This window comes from Escherichia ruysiae (assembly GCF_031323975.1).
Classification (GTDB): domain Bacteria; phylum Pseudomonadota; class Gammaproteobacteria; order Enterobacterales; family Enterobacteriaceae; genus Escherichia; species Escherichia ruysiae.
The window spans coordinates 1744954-1763070 of record NZ_JAVIWS010000001.1; the positions used below are offsets into that span (position 1 = coordinate 1744954).

The window sequence follows — 18117 nt, forward strand, 5'->3', positions numbered from 1 at the left end:
CGCGGACAACCGCGTGGGGAGACGACGCGGATTTTTAACCATGCGTATCCCCCGCATTTATCATCCAGAACCACTTATCAGCAACTCTCACATCGCGCTTTGCGAAGATGCCGCCAACCATATCGGACGTGTGCTGCGTATGGGACCTGGACAGGCGTTACAATTGTTTGACGGCAGCAACCAGGTCTTTGACGCAGAAATTACCAGCGCCAGCAAAAAAAGTGTCGAAGTAAAAGTGCTGGAAGGTCAGCTCGACGATCGTGAATCCCCGTTGCATATTCATCTCGGTCAGGTGATGTCGCGCGGTGAAAAAATGGAATTTACTATCCAGAAATCGATCGAACTTGGAGTAAGTCTCATTACGCCACTTTTTTCTGAACGCTGCGGCGTTAAACTGGATAGCGAACGTCTGAACAAGAAGCTCCAGCAGTGGCAGAAGATTGCAATTGCTGCCTGTGAGCAGTGTGGTCGTAACCGGGTGCCGGAAATCCGTCCAGCGATGGATCTGGAAGCCTGGTGTGCAGAGCAGGATGAAGGGCTGAAACTGAATCTTCACCCACGCGCCAGTAACAGCATCAATACGTTGCCGTTACCGGTTGAACGCGTCCGCCTGCTGATTGGCCCGGAAGGCGGTTTATCGGCAGATGAAATTGCCATGACTGCCCGCTATCAATTTACTGATATCCTGTTGGGACCTCGCGTTTTGCGTACAGAGACAACTGCGCTCACCGCCATTACCGCGCTACAAGTACGATTTGGCGATTTGGGCTAACGGAGAAGAATAATGATCAAGCTCGGCATCGTGATGGACCCCATCGCAAACATCAACATCAAGAAAGATTCCAGCTTCGCTATGTTGCTGGAAGCACAACGTCGTGGTTACGAACTTCACTATATGGAGATGGCCGATCTCTATTTGATTAACGGTGAAGCCCGTGCTCATACGCGTACTCTGAGCGTTGAACAAAACTACGATAAATGGTACGAGTTTACGGGGGAGCAAGATCTGCCACTGGCCGATCTCGACGTGATCCTGATGCGTAAAGATCCGCCGTTTGATACCGAGTTTATCTACGCCACTTACATTCTGGAACGTGCCGAAGAGAAAGGTACGCTGATCGTTAACAAGCCGCAGAGCCTGCGCGACTGTAACGAAAAACTGTTTACCGCCTGGTTCTCTGACTTAACACCAGAAACGCTGGTCACGCGCAATAAAGCACAGTTAAAAGCGTTCTGGGAAAAACACACCGACATCATCCTTAAGCCGCTGGACGGTATGGGCGGTGCGTCTATTTTCCGGGTGAAAGAAGGCGATCCGAACCTCGGCGTAATAGCCGAAACCCTGACTGAACACGGCACGCGCTACTGCATGGCGCAGAATTATCTGCCTGCCATTAAAGATGGCGACAAGCGCGTGCTGGTCGTCGATGGCGAGCCGGTGCCGTACTGTCTGGCACGTATTCCGCAGGGTGGCGAAACCCGTGGCAATCTGGCTGCCGGTGGTCGTGGCGAACCTCGTCCGCTAACTGAAAGTGACTGGAAAATCGCCCGCCAGGTTGGGCCGACGCTGAAAGAAAAAGGGCTGATTTTTGTTGGCCTGGATATTATCGGCGACCGTCTGACTGAAATTAACGTCACCAGTCCAACCTGTATTCGTGAGATTGAAGCAGAGTTTCCGGTCTCGATCACCGGAATGTTAATGGATGCCATAGAAGCACGTTTACAGCAGCAATAACCCAGTTTAACGAGAGGGATCTCGTTGAGACTCTGAGTGACAGCGCCCTTCTTTCCACGCATACTGGGCGCTGTTGCTTTTTTGAACCAGGAAACAGAACCTCTGACAATGAATTTACAGCATCACTTTCTTATTGCCATGCCTGCTCTCCAGGATCCGATTTTCCGTCGTTCCGTGGTCTACATTTGCGAACATAATACCAATGGCGCAATGGGGATTATCATTAATAAGCCACTGGAAAATCTCAAAATTGAAGGGATTCTGGAAAAGCTGAAGATCACGCCGGAGCCGCGTGATGAATCAATCCGTCTGGACAAACCGGTTATGCTCGGTGGCCCGCTAGCTGAAGATCGCGGGTTTATTTTGCATACTCCACCATCAAATTTTGCTTCCAGTATTCGCATTTCAGACAACACGGTGATGACCACCTCCCGCGATGTACTTGAAACGCTCGGCACCGATAAACAACCGTCTGACGTATTGGTGGCGTTGGGTTACGCCTCCTGGGATAAAGGCCAGCTGGAACAAGAGATTCTCGACAACGCCTGGCTAACCGCCCCGGCAGATCTGAATATTCTGTTCAAAACGCCGATTGCCGACCGCTGGCGCGATGCGGCAAGACTGATTGGTGTTGATATTCTCACTATGCCTGGTGTGGCGGGGCACGCCTGATGAGCGGAACCTTACTCGCCTTCGATTTCGGCACTAAAAGCATTGGCGTGGCGGTAGGTCAACGCATTACCGGCACCGCTCGCCCTTTGCCTGCAATTAAAGCGCAGGACGGTACGCCGGACTGGAACCTTATTGAACGTTTACTGAAAGAGTGGCAGCCGGACGAAATCATCGTCGGTTTGCCGCTGAATATGGACGGCACTGAACAGCCATTAACCGCCAGGGCGCGTAAATTCGCCAACCGTATTCATGGTCGTTTCGGTGTTGAAGTAAAGCTACATGACGAGCGTCTTAGCACCGTGGAGGCACGTTCCGGTCTGTTTGAACAGGGCGGCTATCGGGCGCTCAACAAAGGCAAAGTCGACTCTGCCTCTGCAGTTATTATTCTCGAAAGTTATTTCGAGCAGGGTTATTAAGGCGATTTATAAGCCTGGCGAATTGTCATTACCGTCATCTTGCCGGATGCGGCGTAAACGCCTTATTCAGCCTACATATGGCAGCGGCTGTAGGTCTGATAAGACGCGTTAGCGTCGCATCAGACGTTTATTGCCGGATGCTGCGTTTGTATGCCTGATAAGCGTAGCGAATCAGGCATATTTACGAAGCAAATCAACCAATTTCGCCTCACAAACGCCCTTCCCCCACCCGCTGCTGATAACTCTGCTGAAACGTTATCATCCCCACCTGCTGCCCGGTTTGAATAACATGTGGCAACTGGTGGGTTTTCCCTTCGCGAATCAAATTCCCCACTGCGGGTGTGTTAATCAGTAATTCAAACAGCGCCACGCGCCCTTCCTGCTTATCCACTTCCAGCTTTTGTGACAACACCGCCCGTAAACTCCCCGCCAGTTGATTACGCACGGGATCTTTTTCCTGCGCCGGAAATGAATCCACCAGCCGCTCAACGGCCTGCGCCGCACCGCGCGTATGTAAGGTCGCCAGCACCAGATGTCCAGTTTCTGCCGCCGTCAGCGCCAGACGTATTGTCTCGCTGTCACGCAGCTCTCCGAGCAATATCACATCGGGATCTTCCCGCAATGCAGCACGCAATCCCGATGCGAACGTCATACAGTGCAAACCGATTTCTCGCTGCTGGATCAAACATCGCTGGCTGGCATAGAGATATTCAACAGGATCTTCCAGCGTCAGAATATGCGCATCGACATGTTGATTGAGATAGCCAACCATCGCCGCCAGCGTGGTAGATTTGCCGCTCCCCGTCGCTCCCGTCACCAGAATCAGGCCATTCTCGCTCTTAAGCAATTCCGGCAATACCGGTGGTGCGCCAAGCTGTTCGAGCCGTGGACAGTGCGAAGGTAACAACCGTAATGCCAGAGAAATACCTTGCCGTTGCGCGAACGCACTGCCGCGCAACCGCTGGTTTTCCGCCAGCGATACGGCAAAATCAAGCTGACCATTTTCAAGCAATATCGCCCTCTGCTCGTCATCCAGCCACTCCCGCAGTAGCTCTTCCACGTCCGGTGCGTCAAACGGTGCAGCTTCCATTCTGCCGCGAATGCGCCATCGTGCGGGCCAGGCGCTGCACAGGTGTAGATCCGAGACGTTATGCTTTACACTAAGGGCCACAATTTCTTCCATATTCATACTAAGATCCTCGGAAAATGAACGATATTGCGCATAACCTGGCACAGGTCCGGGACAAAATCTCAGCGGCTGCAACGCGTTGCGGCCGTTCTCCAGAAGAAATTACGCTGCTTGCAGTCAGTAAAACAAAACCTGCGAGCGCCATCGCAGAAGCCATTGATGCCGGGCAGCGTCAATTTGGTGAAAACTACGTTCAGGAAGGGGTAGATAAAATTCGCCACTTTCAGGAGCTGGGCGTAACAGGATTAGAATGGCATTTTATTGGTCCGCTACAGTCCAACAAAAGTCGCCTGGTGGCAGAGCATTTCGACTGGTGTCATACCATCGACCGTTTGCGTATCGCTACCCGCCTGAACGACCAGCGACCGGCAGAACTCCCCCCTCTTAACGTACTGATTCAAATTAATATTAGTGATGAAAACAGTAAGTCCGGGATTCAACTGGCAGAACTGGACGAACTGGCAGCGGCGGTCGCTGAACTACCGCGTCTACGCCTGCGCGGGCTGATGGCTATCCCGGCGCCTGAGTCAGAATATGTAAGGCAGTTTGAAGTTGCACGCCAAATGGCTGTAGCATTTGCCGGACTGAAAACGCGCTACCCGCATGTCGATACGCTCTCTCTGGGGATGTCGGACGATATGGAAGCCGCCATTGCGGCAGGTAGCACAATGGTTCGCATCGGCACAGCCATCTTTGGTGCGCGTGATTACTCTAAAAAATAAGGAATTAAAGGAACGCCATGAATACGTTGACTTTCCTGCTTTCAACGGTCATTGAGCTGTATACCATGGTGCTGTTATTACGCATCTGGATGCAGTGGGCTCATTGTGATTTTTATAACCCTTTCTCACAGTTTGTGGTGAAAGTGACACAGCCAATTATCGGGCCACTGCGCCGCGTTATTCCGGCAATGGGACCCATTGACAGCGCCTCGCTGCTGGTTGCCTATATTCTCAGTTTCATCAAAGCCATTGTGCTGTTTAAAGTGGTGACCTTCCTGCCAATCATCTGGATTGCTGGTTTACTGATTCTGCTGAAAACCATCGGCCTGCTGATTTTCTGGGTCCTGCTGGTGATGGCGATTATGAGCTGGGTAAGCCAGGGTCGTAGCCCGATTGAATACGTGCTGATTCAGCTTGCCGATCCGCTGCTGCGTCCAATTCGCCGCCTGCTGCCGGCAATGGGTGGGATTGATTTCTCGCCGATGATCCTCGTTCTGCTGCTGTATGTCATCAATATGGGTGTCGCAGAAGTATTACAGGCGACAGGAAACATGCTGCTGCCGGGGCTGTGGATGGCGTTATGAGTGCCGTAACAGTTAACGATGACGGTCTGGTTTTGCGGCTTTATATTCAGCCAAAAGCCAGCCGTGATTCTATTGTCGGTTTACATGGCGACGAGGTAAAAGTCGCCATTACCGCGCCGCCGGTTGACGGCCAGGCCAACAGCCATCTGGTGAAATTTCTCGGTAAGCAATTCCGGGTAGCCAAAAGCCAGGTGGTGATAGAAAAAGGCGAACTTGGCCGCCACAAACAAATTAAAATCATTAATCCGCAACAAATCCCGCCAGAAATCGCGGCGTTAATTAATTAGGTATCCTATGCAAAAAGTTGTCCTCGCAACCGGCAATGCCGGTAAAGTGCGTGAGCTGGCGTCGCTGCTTAGCGACTTCGGTCTTGATATCGTGGCTCAAACGGAGCTTGGCGTTGATTCCGCCGAAGAAACCGGCCTGACCTTTATCGAAAACGCGATTCTGAAAGCGCGCCACGCGGCAAAAGCGACCGGTTTACCGGCGATTGCCGACGACTCCGGTCTGGCGGTAGATGCGCTGGGTGGCGCGCCAGGGATTTACTCCGCGCGTTATTCCGGTGAAGACGCGACCGATCAAAAGAATCTGCAAAAACTGCTGGAAACACTGAAAGACGTACCGGACGACCAACGTCAGGCTCGCTTCCACTGTGTGCTGGTGTATCTGCGTCACGCGGAAGATCCCACTCCGCTGGTATGTCACGGCAGCTGGCCGGGCGTGATTACCCGTGAACCTTCCGGTACTGGCGGCTTTGGTTATGATCCAATTTTCTTCGTGCCTTCCGAAGGCAAAACCGCTGCCGAACTGACCCGCGAAGAAAAGAGCGCCATTTCCCATCGTGGTCAGGCATTGAAACTGCTGCTGGACGCTTTACGTAATGGTTAAATTACCGCCGCTGAGTCTTTACATTCACATCCCGTGGTGCGTGCAGAAATGCCCGTACTGCGATTTCAACTCTCACGCGTTGAAAGGGGAAGTGCCGCACGACGATTATGTTCAGCATCTGCTTAGCGATCTGGACAACGATGTCGTTTACGCACAGAACCGTGAAGTAAAGACAATCTTTATTGGCGGTGGTACGCCGAGCCTGCTTTCCGGCTCGGCGATGCAAACGCTGCTGGACGGCGTGCGTGCGCGTTTGCCGCTGGCAGCGGATGCAGAAATTACCATGGAAGCGAACCCCGGTACGGTAGAAGCCGATCGCTTTGTTGATTATCAGCGTGCCGGTGTAAATCGTATCTCTATTGGGGTACAGAGTTTTAGCGAAGAAAAGCTGAAACGGCTGGGACGTATTCATGGCCCGCAAGAAGCGAAGCGTGCTGCAAAACTGGCAAGCGAGCTGGGGCTGCGTAGCTTTAACCTTGATTTAATGCATGGGCTGCCGGATCAATCGCTGGAAGAGGCGCTTGGCGATCTACGCCAGGCCATTGAACTGAATCCGCCGCATCTTTCCTGGTATCAACTGACCATCGAACCCAATACGCTGTTTGGTTCGCGACCACCGGTGCTGCCGGACGACGATGCGTTGTGGGATATATTCGAACAGGGGCATCAGTTATTAACCGCAGCGGGCTATCAGCAGTATGAAACATCCGCTTACGCCAAACCGGGTTATCAGTGCCAGCACAATCTTAACTACTGGCGATTTGGTGACTACATCGGTATTGGCTGCGGCGCGCACGGCAAAGTGACCTTCCCTGATGGGCGCATTCTGCGTACCACCAAAACGCGTCATCCGCGTGGTTTTATGCAGGGAAGGTATCTGGAAAGCCAGCGCGATGTTGAAACCGCAGATAAGCCATTCGAGTTCTTTATGAATCGCTTCCGTTTGCTGGAAGCCGCACCGCGCGTGGAGTTTAGCCAGTACACAGGTCTTTCTGAAGAGGTGATTCGCCAACAGTTAGACGAGGCTATCGCTCAGGGTTATCTCACTGAGTGTGCAGATTACTGGCAGATAACGGAACATGGGAAGTTGTTTTTAAATTCGCTGCTGGAGCTTTTTCTGGCGGAGTAAACTTGTAGCCGGATGCGGCGTGAACGCAGCATCCGGCTACAGGTCATACGTCATCGCAATAATTACTTAATCACCCCATTACGTCGTAATTGTTCGGTATCTTTTTTCCAGCGATCGCTCGCCTGATTGATATCGTCAATCTTCATTAATATCGCGACTTTTTTACTGTTTATTTCTGAAACTTTCATCGTTAACGGATATTGCCCTTTCTCGAGCGTTATCCAGTCATCCTGCAATTTACGGCTAAGTTTTTGTGATTGCAGAAAAGTCTGTCGCCGCTGTTCGTTGATATCGAAATCCCGTTTCTGCTGAATCGGCACTTCATAACACTCTTCACTCTGTTTATGACATGCCGCAATCGCCGGTTGATAAACCTCTTTGTCATATTTAACCGCGAACGCCTCGCTATCATTCTGTTTATTAAACTCATCACGCTGTTGGTGAATTTTTTTGAAGGCGTCTTCGCGGGTCATTTGCTTGCCGTTTGCATCTTTTCCCCAATATGCATCCGCTGCTTTCTGCGCCGCCGCCATTTGCTTATCAAGCTCTTTCACTTCCTTTTCCAGCGCAGGAATCGAGTTCTTCTGGGTATTCAACGCTGACTCAAGCTGACTAAAGCGATAATTGAAATCTTCGCTATTCACGATCAGATACTTATTATTCGTTTTGATATCGTCGACCACCCGCCCACGATCGCTGGCTGCCGCCTGAAAAGAGTAAAAGTTCACCGTCCAGCCAGACGCAGGTGTTCCTTTACTGGTTAACATCGCCGAAAATTTTACGGACTTATCTTTCGTCCAGGTCTGTTCCAGCAGTTGGTAGTCTGCCAGTTGACCAACCCAGGTATAGAGATCATCACTGGAAGAAACATCGCCTTCCGCTGACCAGGTGGCCTGATTACCTTTCGCATCAAGGTTTTTTAAACTGATGGCATCAAGCTTGAGAATACCGTGATACTGCTTGTTGAATTGATCTTTTAAGACATTTTCAGTTGGCGGTTCGCCATCGGCCCAGCCATTACCAGACATCAACACAAACAGCGCCGTGCCTACAATCCATTGCTTTTTCACCAGAAAACCCTCGCGAGGAATAATTTATTCCAGTGATTATCATCAGGGTAATAACAATTGGCAATGGACGTGAGTCTGAAGTGAAAAAGCCCCGGCACGATACCGGGGCGAGGCGATTAGTACTGATTGAAAATCTGTTGGATCTGCTGTGGATCTTTAGTTTGCGTCAGCGCCAGTTGCAGCAGAACGCGCGCTTTTTGCGGGTTCAGCGTGCCAGAGGCGACGAAACCGTATTTTGCATCATCCACTTCGGCATCCTGAGTGGTTGCGCCCGTCGGTACGCGGGAAGAACGCACTACCGCAGTGCCGTTTTTCGCAGCGGTCGCCAGGGTGTCGAACACGGTTTTATACAGATTGCCGTTACCCACACCGGCGCTAACGATACCGTCGTAGCCTGCATCTACCAGTGCTTTTACCGGAAGATCGGATGCGTTGGCGTAGTTATAAACGATGCCGACTTTCGGCAGTTCATTCAGCTTAGAGACATCGAACGGCGTGTCGCTGGTGTGCTTACGTGCCGGAGTACGCTGGTAGTCAATCTTACCGTTGTGAATGTAACCCAACGGACCGTAGTTAACAGATTTGAAGGTCGCTACATCGGTGGTATTAGTTTTGGTGACATCACGGCCATCAAGCACGGTGTCGTTCATCACCACCAGCACACCACGGTTGGCGGAGGCTTTATCGGCTGCGGTCACTACCGCGTTATACAGATTAAATGGGCCGTCTGCGCTCATGGAAGTGGACGGGCGCATTGCGCCTACCATCACTACAGGCTTGTCACATTTCACCGTCAGGTCGAGGAAGTAAGCGGTTTCTTCCATCGTGTCAGTACCGTGGGTAATAACGAAGCCGTCGGTTTTATCGCAGTCGGTGTTAATTTTTTTCGCCAGCGTCAGCCAGACATTATCATTCATGTCCTGGGAGCCAATGTTAACTACCTGCTCGCCTTTAACGTTCGCAATGTCCTTCAGTTGCGGCACCGCATTGACCAGATTTTCTACGCCAACTTTACCCGCTGTGTAGTTAGATTTGGTTGCGGAGTCACCACCACCGGCAATCGTCCCGCCGGTCGCTAAAATGGTGATATTCGGTAATGCTAATGCTGCACTACTAAAACCCATAACCAGTGCGGCAAGTGCCGTCTTTTTGAAAAACTCCATTTCATTCCTCCAGTTACGTGAACGCTACGTATTATCCCTTAGCTTTGTATGGGAAATTTGACGTTAAACAATTTACAACGTGAATGAATTTTGGAGATCTATAAAGTTAGAGGCAGGTAACAAAACGAAGAATTAAACGGCATAAAAAAGTATTATGCCGTCTTAGAATAGAGGATTATTTCAAATTCCCGACCAGGGCTTTGCGGCTGTCTTCCAGTTTCACGACACGGCTACAGACATCTTTGCCAAACTGCTGGAAATCTTTTTCCTGCTTTTTCCATTCGGTTTGGATTGAGGATTGCAGCCCCCCCAGGCTTCCCAGCACGTTCTGTAATGGGTTACCGCCGCTTTTCAGCACCGCTTTCGCGCCCATTTCATTAATGCTGTCCTGCAAAATACCGCCCATTGCCTGATTCACTAACTGCTGGCCTTCGGCGCGAACCTGATCGATAGCTTTATAGTGGAACGTCAGGCCATCACTGCGCGTTTCGATAATGCGGTTCATCTGCTCTTTTAATTGCGCATCCAGTTTGGTCAGACGGCTGCGCATTTTGCTGCTTTCGCCCATCTCCTGAACGATAATTTTATCCAGCGCGACGCGAGCTTTCTCGACGCGGCTTTTCGCGCCTTCATCAATCCACGGCAGGGTGCTACGTAGTTCAGCCTGATAATCCTTCGCCTGCTCGCGCTGGGCGGCATTCAGGGAATATTGCTTACCGTTATACATCACGTTGCCGTCTGGCGTGATCACCAGATTGCCGTTTTCGCCCTTCACCTGCACGGTTTGCGGGCTGACAATCACATCGTCACGCGGCGTGACGCTGCACTGGTAGTCGGCGTGAGCGGTCATTGCCGTCACTGAAAGTGCTGCCGCCAGCAGCATTTTGCGCATCATAATCTTCCCTCAAGAACAAATCAGGCCAGCATTTGCTGGCCCAGATTGATAACAAAGTGCGCGTTGTCCATGCCGGATGCGGCGTAAACGCCTTATCCGGCCTACTCGATCGTGCATCTTTGTAGACCTGATAAGCGTAGCGCATCAGGCAGTTTTGCATTTGTCATCGCCCGTATGTTTTCTTAGTCCCACCAAACGTCGAAAAGTTCGCTGGTGCGTACCTCATCCAGTTTGCGCTCTTCCAGCCACTTACGCACAATCGCCTGATGTTCTTCAGTGCATTTGCCGATTTCCTGCATACAGATCAGACCTTCCCAGGCCAGATAGCCGCTGCCGTCAAAGGCCAGTTTGTTCGGTTCGATAACCTCGTTAATAAAGTCATCAACGGTTTTATCAATTTGTTCTTCCGATGTACCTTCCGGGAATCGCCATGCCACCGAAAATCCTAATTCCTGGAATTCGTCGATGTGCATTTTTTTACGCAGACGACGGCTACGGTTCTTTGCCATTATTTCACCCTCTCGAACATTAAGTCCCATACTCCGTGACCAAGACGATGACCACGTTGTTCAAATTTCGTCACCGGACGTGATGCCGGGCGCGGTACGTAATCGTTGCTCTCTGACAGGTTTTTATAACCGTCAATGGAAGACATCACTTCAAGCATATGTTCCGCATAAGGTTCCCAGTCAGTCGCCATATGGAATACGCCCCCCAGTTTCAGTTTGCTTTTTACCAGCTCAGCAAACGGCACCTGAACGATACGGCGTTTATTATGGCGCGCTTTGTGCCACGGGTCAGGGAAAAAGAGCTGAACCATGCTCAATGAATTGTCAGGAATCATTTTATGCAGCACTTCGACTGCGTCATGGCACATCACACGCAGGTTATCTAACCCTTCTTCATGCGCGGAAGCCAGACAAGCGCCAACGCCCGGCGAATGCACTTCAATGCCGAGGAAGTCCTGCTCCGGGCGCTCTTTAGCCATTGCCACCAGCGAAGCGCCCATGCCGAAACCAATCTCAAGCGTCACTGGCGCTTCACGGCCAAAAAGCGCAGGGAAATCCAGCATATCTTCGCTGAACTCAACGCCCATCACCGGCCAGTAGTTTTCCAGCGCATGTTCCTGGCCTTTGGTCAGTCGCCCCTGGCGGCGCACAAAACTACGGATACGGCGCAATGGGCGGCCGTTTTCATCAAATTCCGGTGAGATGACGTCGTTTTTCATAAAGATTTAGTCGCTTGTGAAAGTGTTCTGAAAACGGGCATTATCCAAAGTTAGTTGCCGGATGCAAGCATGATAAGGCCGTGGCTGCGGAAAGTTCCGGTTTACACCCTGCCGTCGCTGTGCTGCAATCTTGCCCCCAACAACAATGAATTCGGTGACCATGCAAGCGTCGCAATTTTCAGCCCTGGTTCTGGACTGGTACGATAAATACGGGCGAAAAACTCTGCCCTGGCAAATTGACAAGACGCCCTACAAAGTATGGCTCTCAGAAGTGATGTTGCAACAAACCCAGGTTGCGACCGTTATCCCCTATTTTGAACGCTTTATGTCGCGCTTCCCGACGGTGACCGATCTCGCCAACGCGCCGCTGGACGAAGTTCTCCACTTGTGGACCGGGCTTGGCTATTACGCCCGCGCGCGCAATCTGCATAAAGCGGCACAGCAAGTTGCCACCTTACACGACGGTAAATTCCCGGAAACCTTTGAGGAAGTCGCCGCGCTGCCGGGCGTCGGACGCTCCACCGCAGGCGCAATACTCTCGCTTTCTCTGGGTAAGCACTTTCCGATTCTCGACGGTAACGTCAAACGCGTGCTGGCTCGCTGCTATGCTGTAAGCGGCTGGCCAGGGAAAAAAGAGGTCGAAAATAAACTGTGGAGTTTAAGCGAGCAGGTTACGCCCGCCGTCGGCGTGGAGCGGTTTAATCAGGCGATGATGGATTTAGGCGCGATGATTTGTACGCGCTCGAAGCCGAAGTGTTCGCTCTGCCCGCTACAAAACGGGTGTATTGCCGCCGCCAACAATAGCTGGTCGCTTTATCCGGGCAAAAAACCGAAACAGACATTACCGGAGCGCACCGGCTACTTTTTGCTGTTACAGCACGAAGATGAAGTATTTCTGGCGCAGCGTCCGCCGAGCGGATTGTGGGGCGGTTTATACTGTTTCCCGCAGTTTGCCGACGAAGAAAGTTTGCGGCAGTGGCTGGCGCAACGGCAGATTGCTACTGATAACCTGACGCAACTCACCGCGTTTCGGCATACCTTCAGCCATTTCCATTTAGATATTGTGCCTATGTGGCTTCCCGTGTCGTCATTCACCGGTTGCATGGATGAAGGCAATGCGCTCTGGTATAACTTAGCGCAACCGCCGTCAGTTGGTCTGGCGGCTCCCGTGGAGCGTTTGTTACAGCAGTTACGCACTGGCGCGCCGGTTTAGCGCGTGAGTCGATAAAGAGGATGATTTATGAGCAGAACGATTTTTTGTACTTTCCTGCAGCGTGAAGCAGAAGGTCAGGATTTTCAGCTATACCCCGGCGAACTGGGAAAACGCATCTACAACGAGATTTCCAAAGAAGCCTGGGCGCAGTGGCAGCACAAACAAACCATGCTGATTAACGAAAAGAAACTCAACATGATGAATGCCGAGCACCGCAAGCTGCTGGAGCAGGAGATGGTCAACTTCCTGTTCGAGGGTAAAGAGGTGCATATCGAGGGCTATACGCCGGAAGATAAAAAATAAAAACAGAGCCGGAGTACGCCTCCGGCAACTTGCATAAAAACAAACACAACACGCACCCGGAATGATGAAAAAATATCTCGCGCTGGCTTTGATTGCGCCGTTGCTCATCTCCTGTTCGACGACCAAAAAAGGCGATACCTATAATGAAGCCTGGGTCAAAGATACCAACGGTTTTGATATTCTGATGGGGCAATTTGCCCACAATATTGAGAACATCTGGGGATTCAAAGAGGTGGTGATCGCCGGTCCTAAGGACTACGTGAAATACACCGATCAATACCAGACCCGCAGCCACATCAACTTTGATGACGGTACGATCACTATCGAAACCATCGCCGGGACAGAACCTGCCGCACATCTGCGTCGGGCAATTATCAAAACGTTACTGATGGGGGATGATCCGAGTTCGGTCGATCTCTATTCCGACGTTGATGATATTACGATTTCGAAAGAACCTTTTCTTTACGGTCAGGTGGTGGACAACACCGGGCAGCCGATTCGCTGGGAAGGTCGCGCAAGCAACTTCGCGGATTATCTGCTGAAAAACCGTCTGAAAAGCCGCAGCAACGGGCTGCGTATCATCTACAGCGTCACCATTAACATGGTGCCGAACCACCTTGATAAACGTGCGCACAAATATCTCGGCATGGTCCGCCAGGCGTCACGGAAATATGGCGTTGATGAGTCGCTGATTCTGGCGATTATGCAGACCGAATCTTCCTTTAACCCGTATGCGGTCAGCCGTTCCGATGCGCTGGGATTAATGCAGGTGGTACAACATACTGCCGGGAAAGATGTGTTCCGCTCGCAGGGGAAATCCGGCACGCCGAGCCGCAGTTTCTTGTTTGATCCTGCCAGCAATATTGATACCGGCACTGCATATCTGGCGATGCTGAACAATGTTTATCTTGGCGGCATTGATAACCCAACGTCGCGGCGTTATGCCGTCATCACCGCTTATAACGGTGGTGCAGGCAGCGTGTTACGCGTTTTCTCTAACGATAAGATTCAAGCTGCTAATATTATTAATACCATGACCCCGGGCGATGTTTATCAGACGCTAACGACCCGCCATCCTTCTGCGGAATCTCGCCGCTATCTTTATAAAGTGAACACGGCGCAAAAATCTTACCGTCGCCGATAATTGCACTTATCGCCCCTTGACGATGTCCTGGGGCAAAAGTGTTATCCACATCACAATTATGTTTTGCAAAACGATATTATTTGCAATTATTTGCCACGGGTAACAAAAAAACAGTCAGTGAAGTTGATAGAATCGCATCATCTTGCACGGTCAAATGTGCTTTTTGAAACACTCATCCGCATCATGATGTGAGGAAATTAACATGAATCTTAAGCTGCAGCTGAAAATTCTCTCTTTTCTGCAGTTCTGCCTGTGGGGAAGTTGGCTGACGACCCTCGGCTCCTATATGTTTGTTACCCTGAAGTTCGACGGTGCTTCTATCGGCGCAGTTTATAGTTCACTGGGTATCGCCGCTGTCTTTATGCCTGCGTTGCTGGGGATTGTGGCCGACAAATGGTTAAGTGCGAAATGGGTTTACGCCATTTGTCACACTATCGGCGCGATCACGCTCTTCATGGCGGCGCAAGTCACCACGCCGGAGGCGATGTTCCTTGTGATATTGATTAACTCGTTTGCTTATATGCCAACGCTTGGGTTAATCAACACAATCTCCTACTATCGCCTGCAAAATGCCGGGCTGGATATTGTGACGGATTTCCCGCCAATCCGTATCTGGGGCACCATCGGCTTTATTATGGCGATGTGGGTGGTGAGCCTGTCTGGCTTCGAATTAAGCCACATGCAGCTGTATATTGGCGCAGCTCTCTCCGCCGTTCTGGTGCTATTTACCTTTACGCTGCCGCATATTCCGGTTGCTAAACAGCAAGCGAATCAGAGCTGGACGACTTTGCTGGGGCTTGATGCATTCGCGCTGTTTAAAAACAAGCGTATGGCGATTTTCTTCATCTTCTCGATGTTGCTGGGTGCGGAACTGCAGATTACCAACATGTTCGGTAATACTTTCCTGCACAGCTTCGACAAAGATCCGATGTTTGCCAGCAGCTTCATCGTGCAACATGCGTCGATCATCATGTCGATTTCGCAGATCTCGGAAACTCTGTTCATTCTGACCATCCCGTTCTTCTTAAGCCGCTACGGTATTAAGAACGTAATGATGATCAGTATTGTGGCGTGGATCCTGCGTTTTGCGCTGTTTGCTTATGGCGACCCGACTCCGTTCGGTACTGTACTGCTGGTGCTGTCAATGATTGTCTACGGCTGCGCATTCGACTTCTTCAACATCTCTGGTTCAGTGTTTGTCGAAAAAGAAGTCAGCCCGGCAATTCGTGCCAGTGCGCAGGGGATGTTCCTGATGATGACCAACGGCTTCGGCTGTATCCTCGGCGGTATTGTGAGCGGTAAAGTGGTTGAGATGTACACCCAAAACGGCATTACCGACTGGCAGACCGTATGGCTGATTTTCGCAGGTTACTCTGTGGTTCTGGCCTTCGCGTTCATGGCGATGTTTAAATACAAACACGTTCGTGTCCCTGCGGGCACACAGACTGTTAGCCACTAATTACGCAAAGAGAAACGGGTCGCCAGAAGGTGACCCGTTTTTTATTCTCACTTCAACACATAACCGTACAACCGTTTCATGCCATCCGCATCGGTTTCGCTATAGACACCTTGTAGCTCCGGCGAAAACCCCGGCAGCAAATTCACGCCCTCTTCCAGCGCAAGGAAATAACGCTGAACCGCTCCACCCCAGACTTCCCCCGGCACCACGCAAAGCACGCCAGGTGGATAAGGCAACGCCCCTTCTGCCGCAATTCGCCCTTCGGCATCACGAATCCGCACCAATTCCACTTCACCGCGAATATAGGCGCTATGCGCATCCTGCGGATTCATCACCACTGACGGGAAACTCTGCTGGCGGAACATCGCTTTTTGCAGGTCTTTGACGTCGAAGCTGACATACAAATCGTGCATCTCCTGACACAACTGGCGCAAAGTGTAGTCGCGGTAGCGTACCGGATATTTGTTATAAACACTCGGTAGCACCTCAGCCAGCGGCGAATCATCCTCAATATGCTGTTCAAACTGCGCCAGCATCGACACCAGTTGCGCCAGCTTCTCGTGACTTTCAGCCGGCGTTAATAAGAACAGAATGGAGTTGAGATCGCATTTTTCCGGCACAATGCCGTTCTCACGCAGATAATGCGCCAGAATCGTCGCCGGTACGCCAAAATCGCTATATTCACCGGTTTCGGCATTGATTCCCGGCGTGGTCAGTAACAGCTTGCACGGATCAACAAAATACTGGTCTGCGGCATATCCCTCAAAGCCGTGCCACTTTGCTCCTGGCTCAAAGCTGAAGAAACGGCGGTCACTGGCCAACACTGACGTCGGATAATCCTGCCACAATTTGCCATCGACAACGGGCGGAATAAACGGACGGAACAGCTTACAGCGCGCAAGAATCGCCTTGCGCGCTTCAATCCCCAACTCAACGCACTCAGCCCATAGCCGACGCCCACTCTCCCCTTCATGGATTTTGGCATTGACGTCCAGCGCGGCAAATAGCGGATAGAACGGACTGGTGGAAGCATGGAGCATAAAGGCATTATTCAACCGCTTATGTGGGCAAAAACGCGCCTGCCCGCGAATATGGTTATCTTTTTTATGGATCTGCGACGTCTGCGAGAATCCCGCCTGCTGTTTATGCACCGACTGGGTAACAAAGATCCCCGGATCGTTTTCGTTAAGTTCTAACAGCAGCGGCGAGCTATCCGCCATCATCGGGATAAACTGTTCATAACCAACCCATGCGGAATCAAACAGAATGTAATCGCACAGATGCCCAATGGTATCGATCACCTGACGGGCGTTGTAGACAGTGCCGTCATAGGTCCCTAACTGAATGATCGCCAGGCGAAACGGGCGCGATTGCTCGGCTTTTTCTGGCGCAACGTCGCGAATTTGCTGGCGCAGATACTCTTCATTAAAACAGTGCGCATCAATACCGCCGATAAAACCGAACGGGTTACGTGAAGCTTCCAGATAGACCGGCGTCGCCCCCGCCTGAATCAGCGCGCCGTGATGATTCGACTTATGGTTGTTACGGTCGAAGAGCACCAGATCGCCACGCGTTAACAGCGCATTCGTCACCACTTTATTCGCTGCCGATGTGCCGTTCAGGACAAAATAGGTTTTATCGGCATGAAAGACTTTGGCTGCGAATTTCTGCGCATCCTTCGCCGATCCTTCATGAATAAGCAGATCGCCCAATTTTACGTCAGCATTACACATATCGGCGCGAAAGACGTTCTCACCAAAGAAATCGTAAAAATGGCGTCCAGCTGGATGCTTCTTAAAGAACGCGCCATGCTGATGTCCAGGGCAAGCAAAGGTGCTATTGCCCATCTCAACGTACTGCGTCAGCGTGTCATAAAACGGTGGCAGCAAATTCTCTTCATACTGGCAAGCAGCAGACTCCAGCACCAGCCACTGCTGCTCGTTACCGTTGATAATCGCCGTAACGCCCGCAGGCACTTCAACAGCATTGTCAGAATACAAAAATACCGGCAGATGAAAACCGGTTCGCTTAAGTAACGCAAGAATGCCACTACGACTATCCGCAGCGGTAATGACGACTGCCGCGACGTCCGTAAAATCAGTATCTTCCAGCGCCACCACGCGACGATGGGTAGAAAGTCGGGAAACCAGTTCATTACTGGCGGCAATACTCATTGATTTCATAAACGCAAACCCGTTTCGGGGAGGTAAGAATATCGGACAAGGTGAAAAACCTTGCCCCATGAGATGGGGGTCAAACTGGTCACCAGCTCCGACCGCCAGACATCAGTAAAAGCAGAAACGCTCT

20 protein-coding genes are annotated in these 18117 nt (G+C 51.2%); 13 read left to right on the forward strand and 7 right to left on the reverse strand.

Annotated elements, in window-relative coordinates:
- Positions 1–40 precede the first annotated feature (40 nt).
- The 4 genes from rsmE to ruvX all read left to right on the forward strand — a co-directional run bounded on the left by rsmE (position 41) and on the right by ruvX (position 2823).
- Entirely contained in the window at positions 41–772 is a 732-nt protein-coding gene (gene rsmE / locus RGV86_RS08630) for a 16S rRNA (uracil(1498)-N(3))-methyltransferase (RefSeq protein ID WP_010350368.1), read from the forward strand.
- A gap of 12 nt (positions 773–784) precedes the next feature.
- Positions 785–1735: a glutathione synthase gene (gene gshB / locus RGV86_RS08635; RefSeq protein WP_000593254.1), complete on the forward strand. Its 951-nt coding sequence runs from the start codon at positions 785–787 to the stop codon at positions 1733–1735.
- Between the two features lie 108 nt (positions 1736–1843).
- Positions 1844–2407 (forward strand): YqgE/AlgH family protein, encoded by a 564-nt coding sequence (locus RGV86_RS08640; RefSeq protein ID WP_010347742.1) that lies wholly within the window; start codon positions 1844–1846, stop codon positions 2405–2407.
- A complete protein-coding gene (gene ruvX / locus RGV86_RS08645; protein WP_000017111.1) occupies positions 2407–2823 on the forward strand; it encodes a Holliday junction resolvase RuvX in 417 nt (138 codons plus the stop codon). The genes RGV86_RS08640 and ruvX overlap by 1 nt, the downstream gene beginning before the upstream one ends.
- A 208-nt stretch (positions 2824–3031) precedes the next feature.
- On the opposite strand, the gene RGV86_RS08650 is transcribed toward ruvX, so the two are convergent.
- Positions 3032–4012, reverse strand: a complete 981-nt coding sequence (locus tag RGV86_RS08650; protein ID WP_085461152.1) for a PilT/PilU family type 4a pilus ATPase — start codon at positions 4010–4012, stop codon at positions 3032–3034.
- Between the two features lie 17 nt (positions 4013–4029).
- On the opposite strand from RGV86_RS08650, the gene yggS reads away from it, so the two are divergent.
- The 5 genes from yggS to hemW are packed head-to-tail and all read left to right on the forward strand — an operon-like array spanning position 4030 to position 7335.
- On the forward strand, positions 4030–4734 hold the full coding sequence (gene yggS, locus RGV86_RS08655; RefSeq protein WP_010347747.1) for a pyridoxal phosphate homeostasis protein: 705 nt from the start codon (positions 4030–4032) through the stop codon (positions 4732–4734).
- 17 nt (positions 4735–4751) lie between these two features.
- Positions 4752–5318 carry an osmotic shock tolerance protein YggT gene (yggT, locus tag RGV86_RS08660; protein ID WP_001094831.1) on the forward strand — a complete coding sequence of 189 codons (567 nt, stop codon included), beginning with the start codon at positions 4752–4754 and terminating at the stop codon, positions 5316–5318.
- A complete protein-coding gene (gene yggU, locus RGV86_RS08665; RefSeq protein WP_001277222.1) occupies positions 5315–5605 on the forward strand; it encodes a DUF167 family protein YggU in 291 nt (96 codons plus the stop codon). Before yggT ends, yggU begins: the two co-directional genes overlap by 4 nt.
- Before the next feature lie 7 nt (positions 5606–5612).
- Complete coding sequence (locus RGV86_RS08670; RefSeq protein ID WP_001174758.1) at positions 5613–6206, forward strand: XTP/dITP diphosphatase; 594 nt, start codon at positions 5613–5615, stop codon at positions 6204–6206.
- Positions 6199–7335, forward strand: coding sequence for a radical SAM family heme chaperone HemW (hemW, locus tag RGV86_RS08675; protein ID WP_085461153.1), 1137 nt, complete (start codon positions 6199–6201; stop codon positions 7333–7335). Before RGV86_RS08670 ends, hemW begins: the two co-directional genes overlap by 8 nt.
- 62 nt (positions 7336–7397) lie before the next feature.
- Here the strand turns inward: hemW and RGV86_RS08680 are convergent, their stop codons facing one another.
- The 5 genes from RGV86_RS08680 to trmB all read right to left on the reverse strand — a co-directional run bounded on the left by RGV86_RS08680 (position 7398) and on the right by trmB (position 11691).
- Positions 7398–8405, reverse strand: a complete 1008-nt coding sequence (locus RGV86_RS08680) for a DUF1202 family protein (RefSeq protein ID WP_085461154.1) — start codon at positions 8403–8405, stop codon at positions 7398–7400.
- Between the two features lie 116 nt (positions 8406–8521).
- Positions 8522–9568, reverse strand: a complete 1047-nt coding sequence (gene ansB / locus RGV86_RS08685) for an L-asparaginase 2 (RefSeq protein WP_000394144.1) — start codon at positions 9566–9568, stop codon at positions 8522–8524.
- A gap of 175 nt (positions 9569–9743) precedes the next feature.
- A complete protein-coding gene (locus RGV86_RS08690) occupies positions 9744–10463 on the reverse strand; it encodes a YggN family protein (RefSeq protein ID WP_309508385.1) in 720 nt (239 codons plus the stop codon).
- 182 nt (positions 10464–10645) lie between these two features.
- Positions 10646–10972: a YggL family protein gene (locus RGV86_RS08695; RefSeq protein WP_001107564.1), complete on the reverse strand. Its 327-nt coding sequence runs from the start codon at positions 10970–10972 to the stop codon at positions 10646–10648.
- Positions 10972–11691 (reverse strand): tRNA (guanosine(46)-N7)-methyltransferase TrmB, encoded by a 720-nt coding sequence (trmB, locus tag RGV86_RS08700; protein ID WP_000786919.1) that lies wholly within the window; start codon positions 11689–11691, stop codon positions 10972–10974. The genes RGV86_RS08695 and trmB overlap by 1 nt, the downstream gene beginning before the upstream one ends.
- Positions 11692–11851: 160 nt before the next feature.
- Here trmB and mutY point away from each other — a divergent pair, with 160 nt between their 5' ends.
- From mutY to nupG, 4 genes are all read left to right on the forward strand, one after another.
- Positions 11852–12904 carry an A/G-specific adenine glycosylase gene (gene mutY / locus RGV86_RS08705; RefSeq protein ID WP_085461155.1) on the forward strand — a complete coding sequence of 351 codons (1053 nt, stop codon included), beginning with the start codon at positions 11852–11854 and terminating at the stop codon, positions 12902–12904.
- A 27-nt stretch (positions 12905–12931) separates the two neighbouring features.
- Positions 12932–13207 (forward strand): oxidative damage protection protein, encoded by a 276-nt coding sequence (locus RGV86_RS08710; RefSeq protein ID WP_000091700.1) that lies wholly within the window; start codon positions 12932–12934, stop codon positions 13205–13207.
- A gap of 64 nt (positions 13208–13271) precedes the next feature.
- A complete protein-coding gene (gene mltC, locus RGV86_RS08715) occupies positions 13272–14351 on the forward strand; it encodes a membrane-bound lytic murein transglycosylase MltC (protein WP_000760323.1) in 1080 nt (359 codons plus the stop codon).
- A 202-nt stretch (positions 14352–14553) separates the two neighbouring features.
- Positions 14554–15810, forward strand: a complete 1257-nt coding sequence (nupG, locus tag RGV86_RS08720; RefSeq protein ID WP_001049787.1) for a nucleoside permease NupG — start codon at positions 14554–14556, stop codon at positions 15808–15810.
- Positions 15811–15857: 47 nt separating this feature from the next.
- Here nupG and speC read toward each other — a convergent pair whose 3' ends face one another.
- Entirely contained in the window at positions 15858–17993 is a 2136-nt protein-coding gene (gene speC / locus RGV86_RS08725) for an ornithine decarboxylase (protein WP_085461156.1), read from the reverse strand.
- Positions 17994–18117 lie beyond the last annotated feature (124 nt).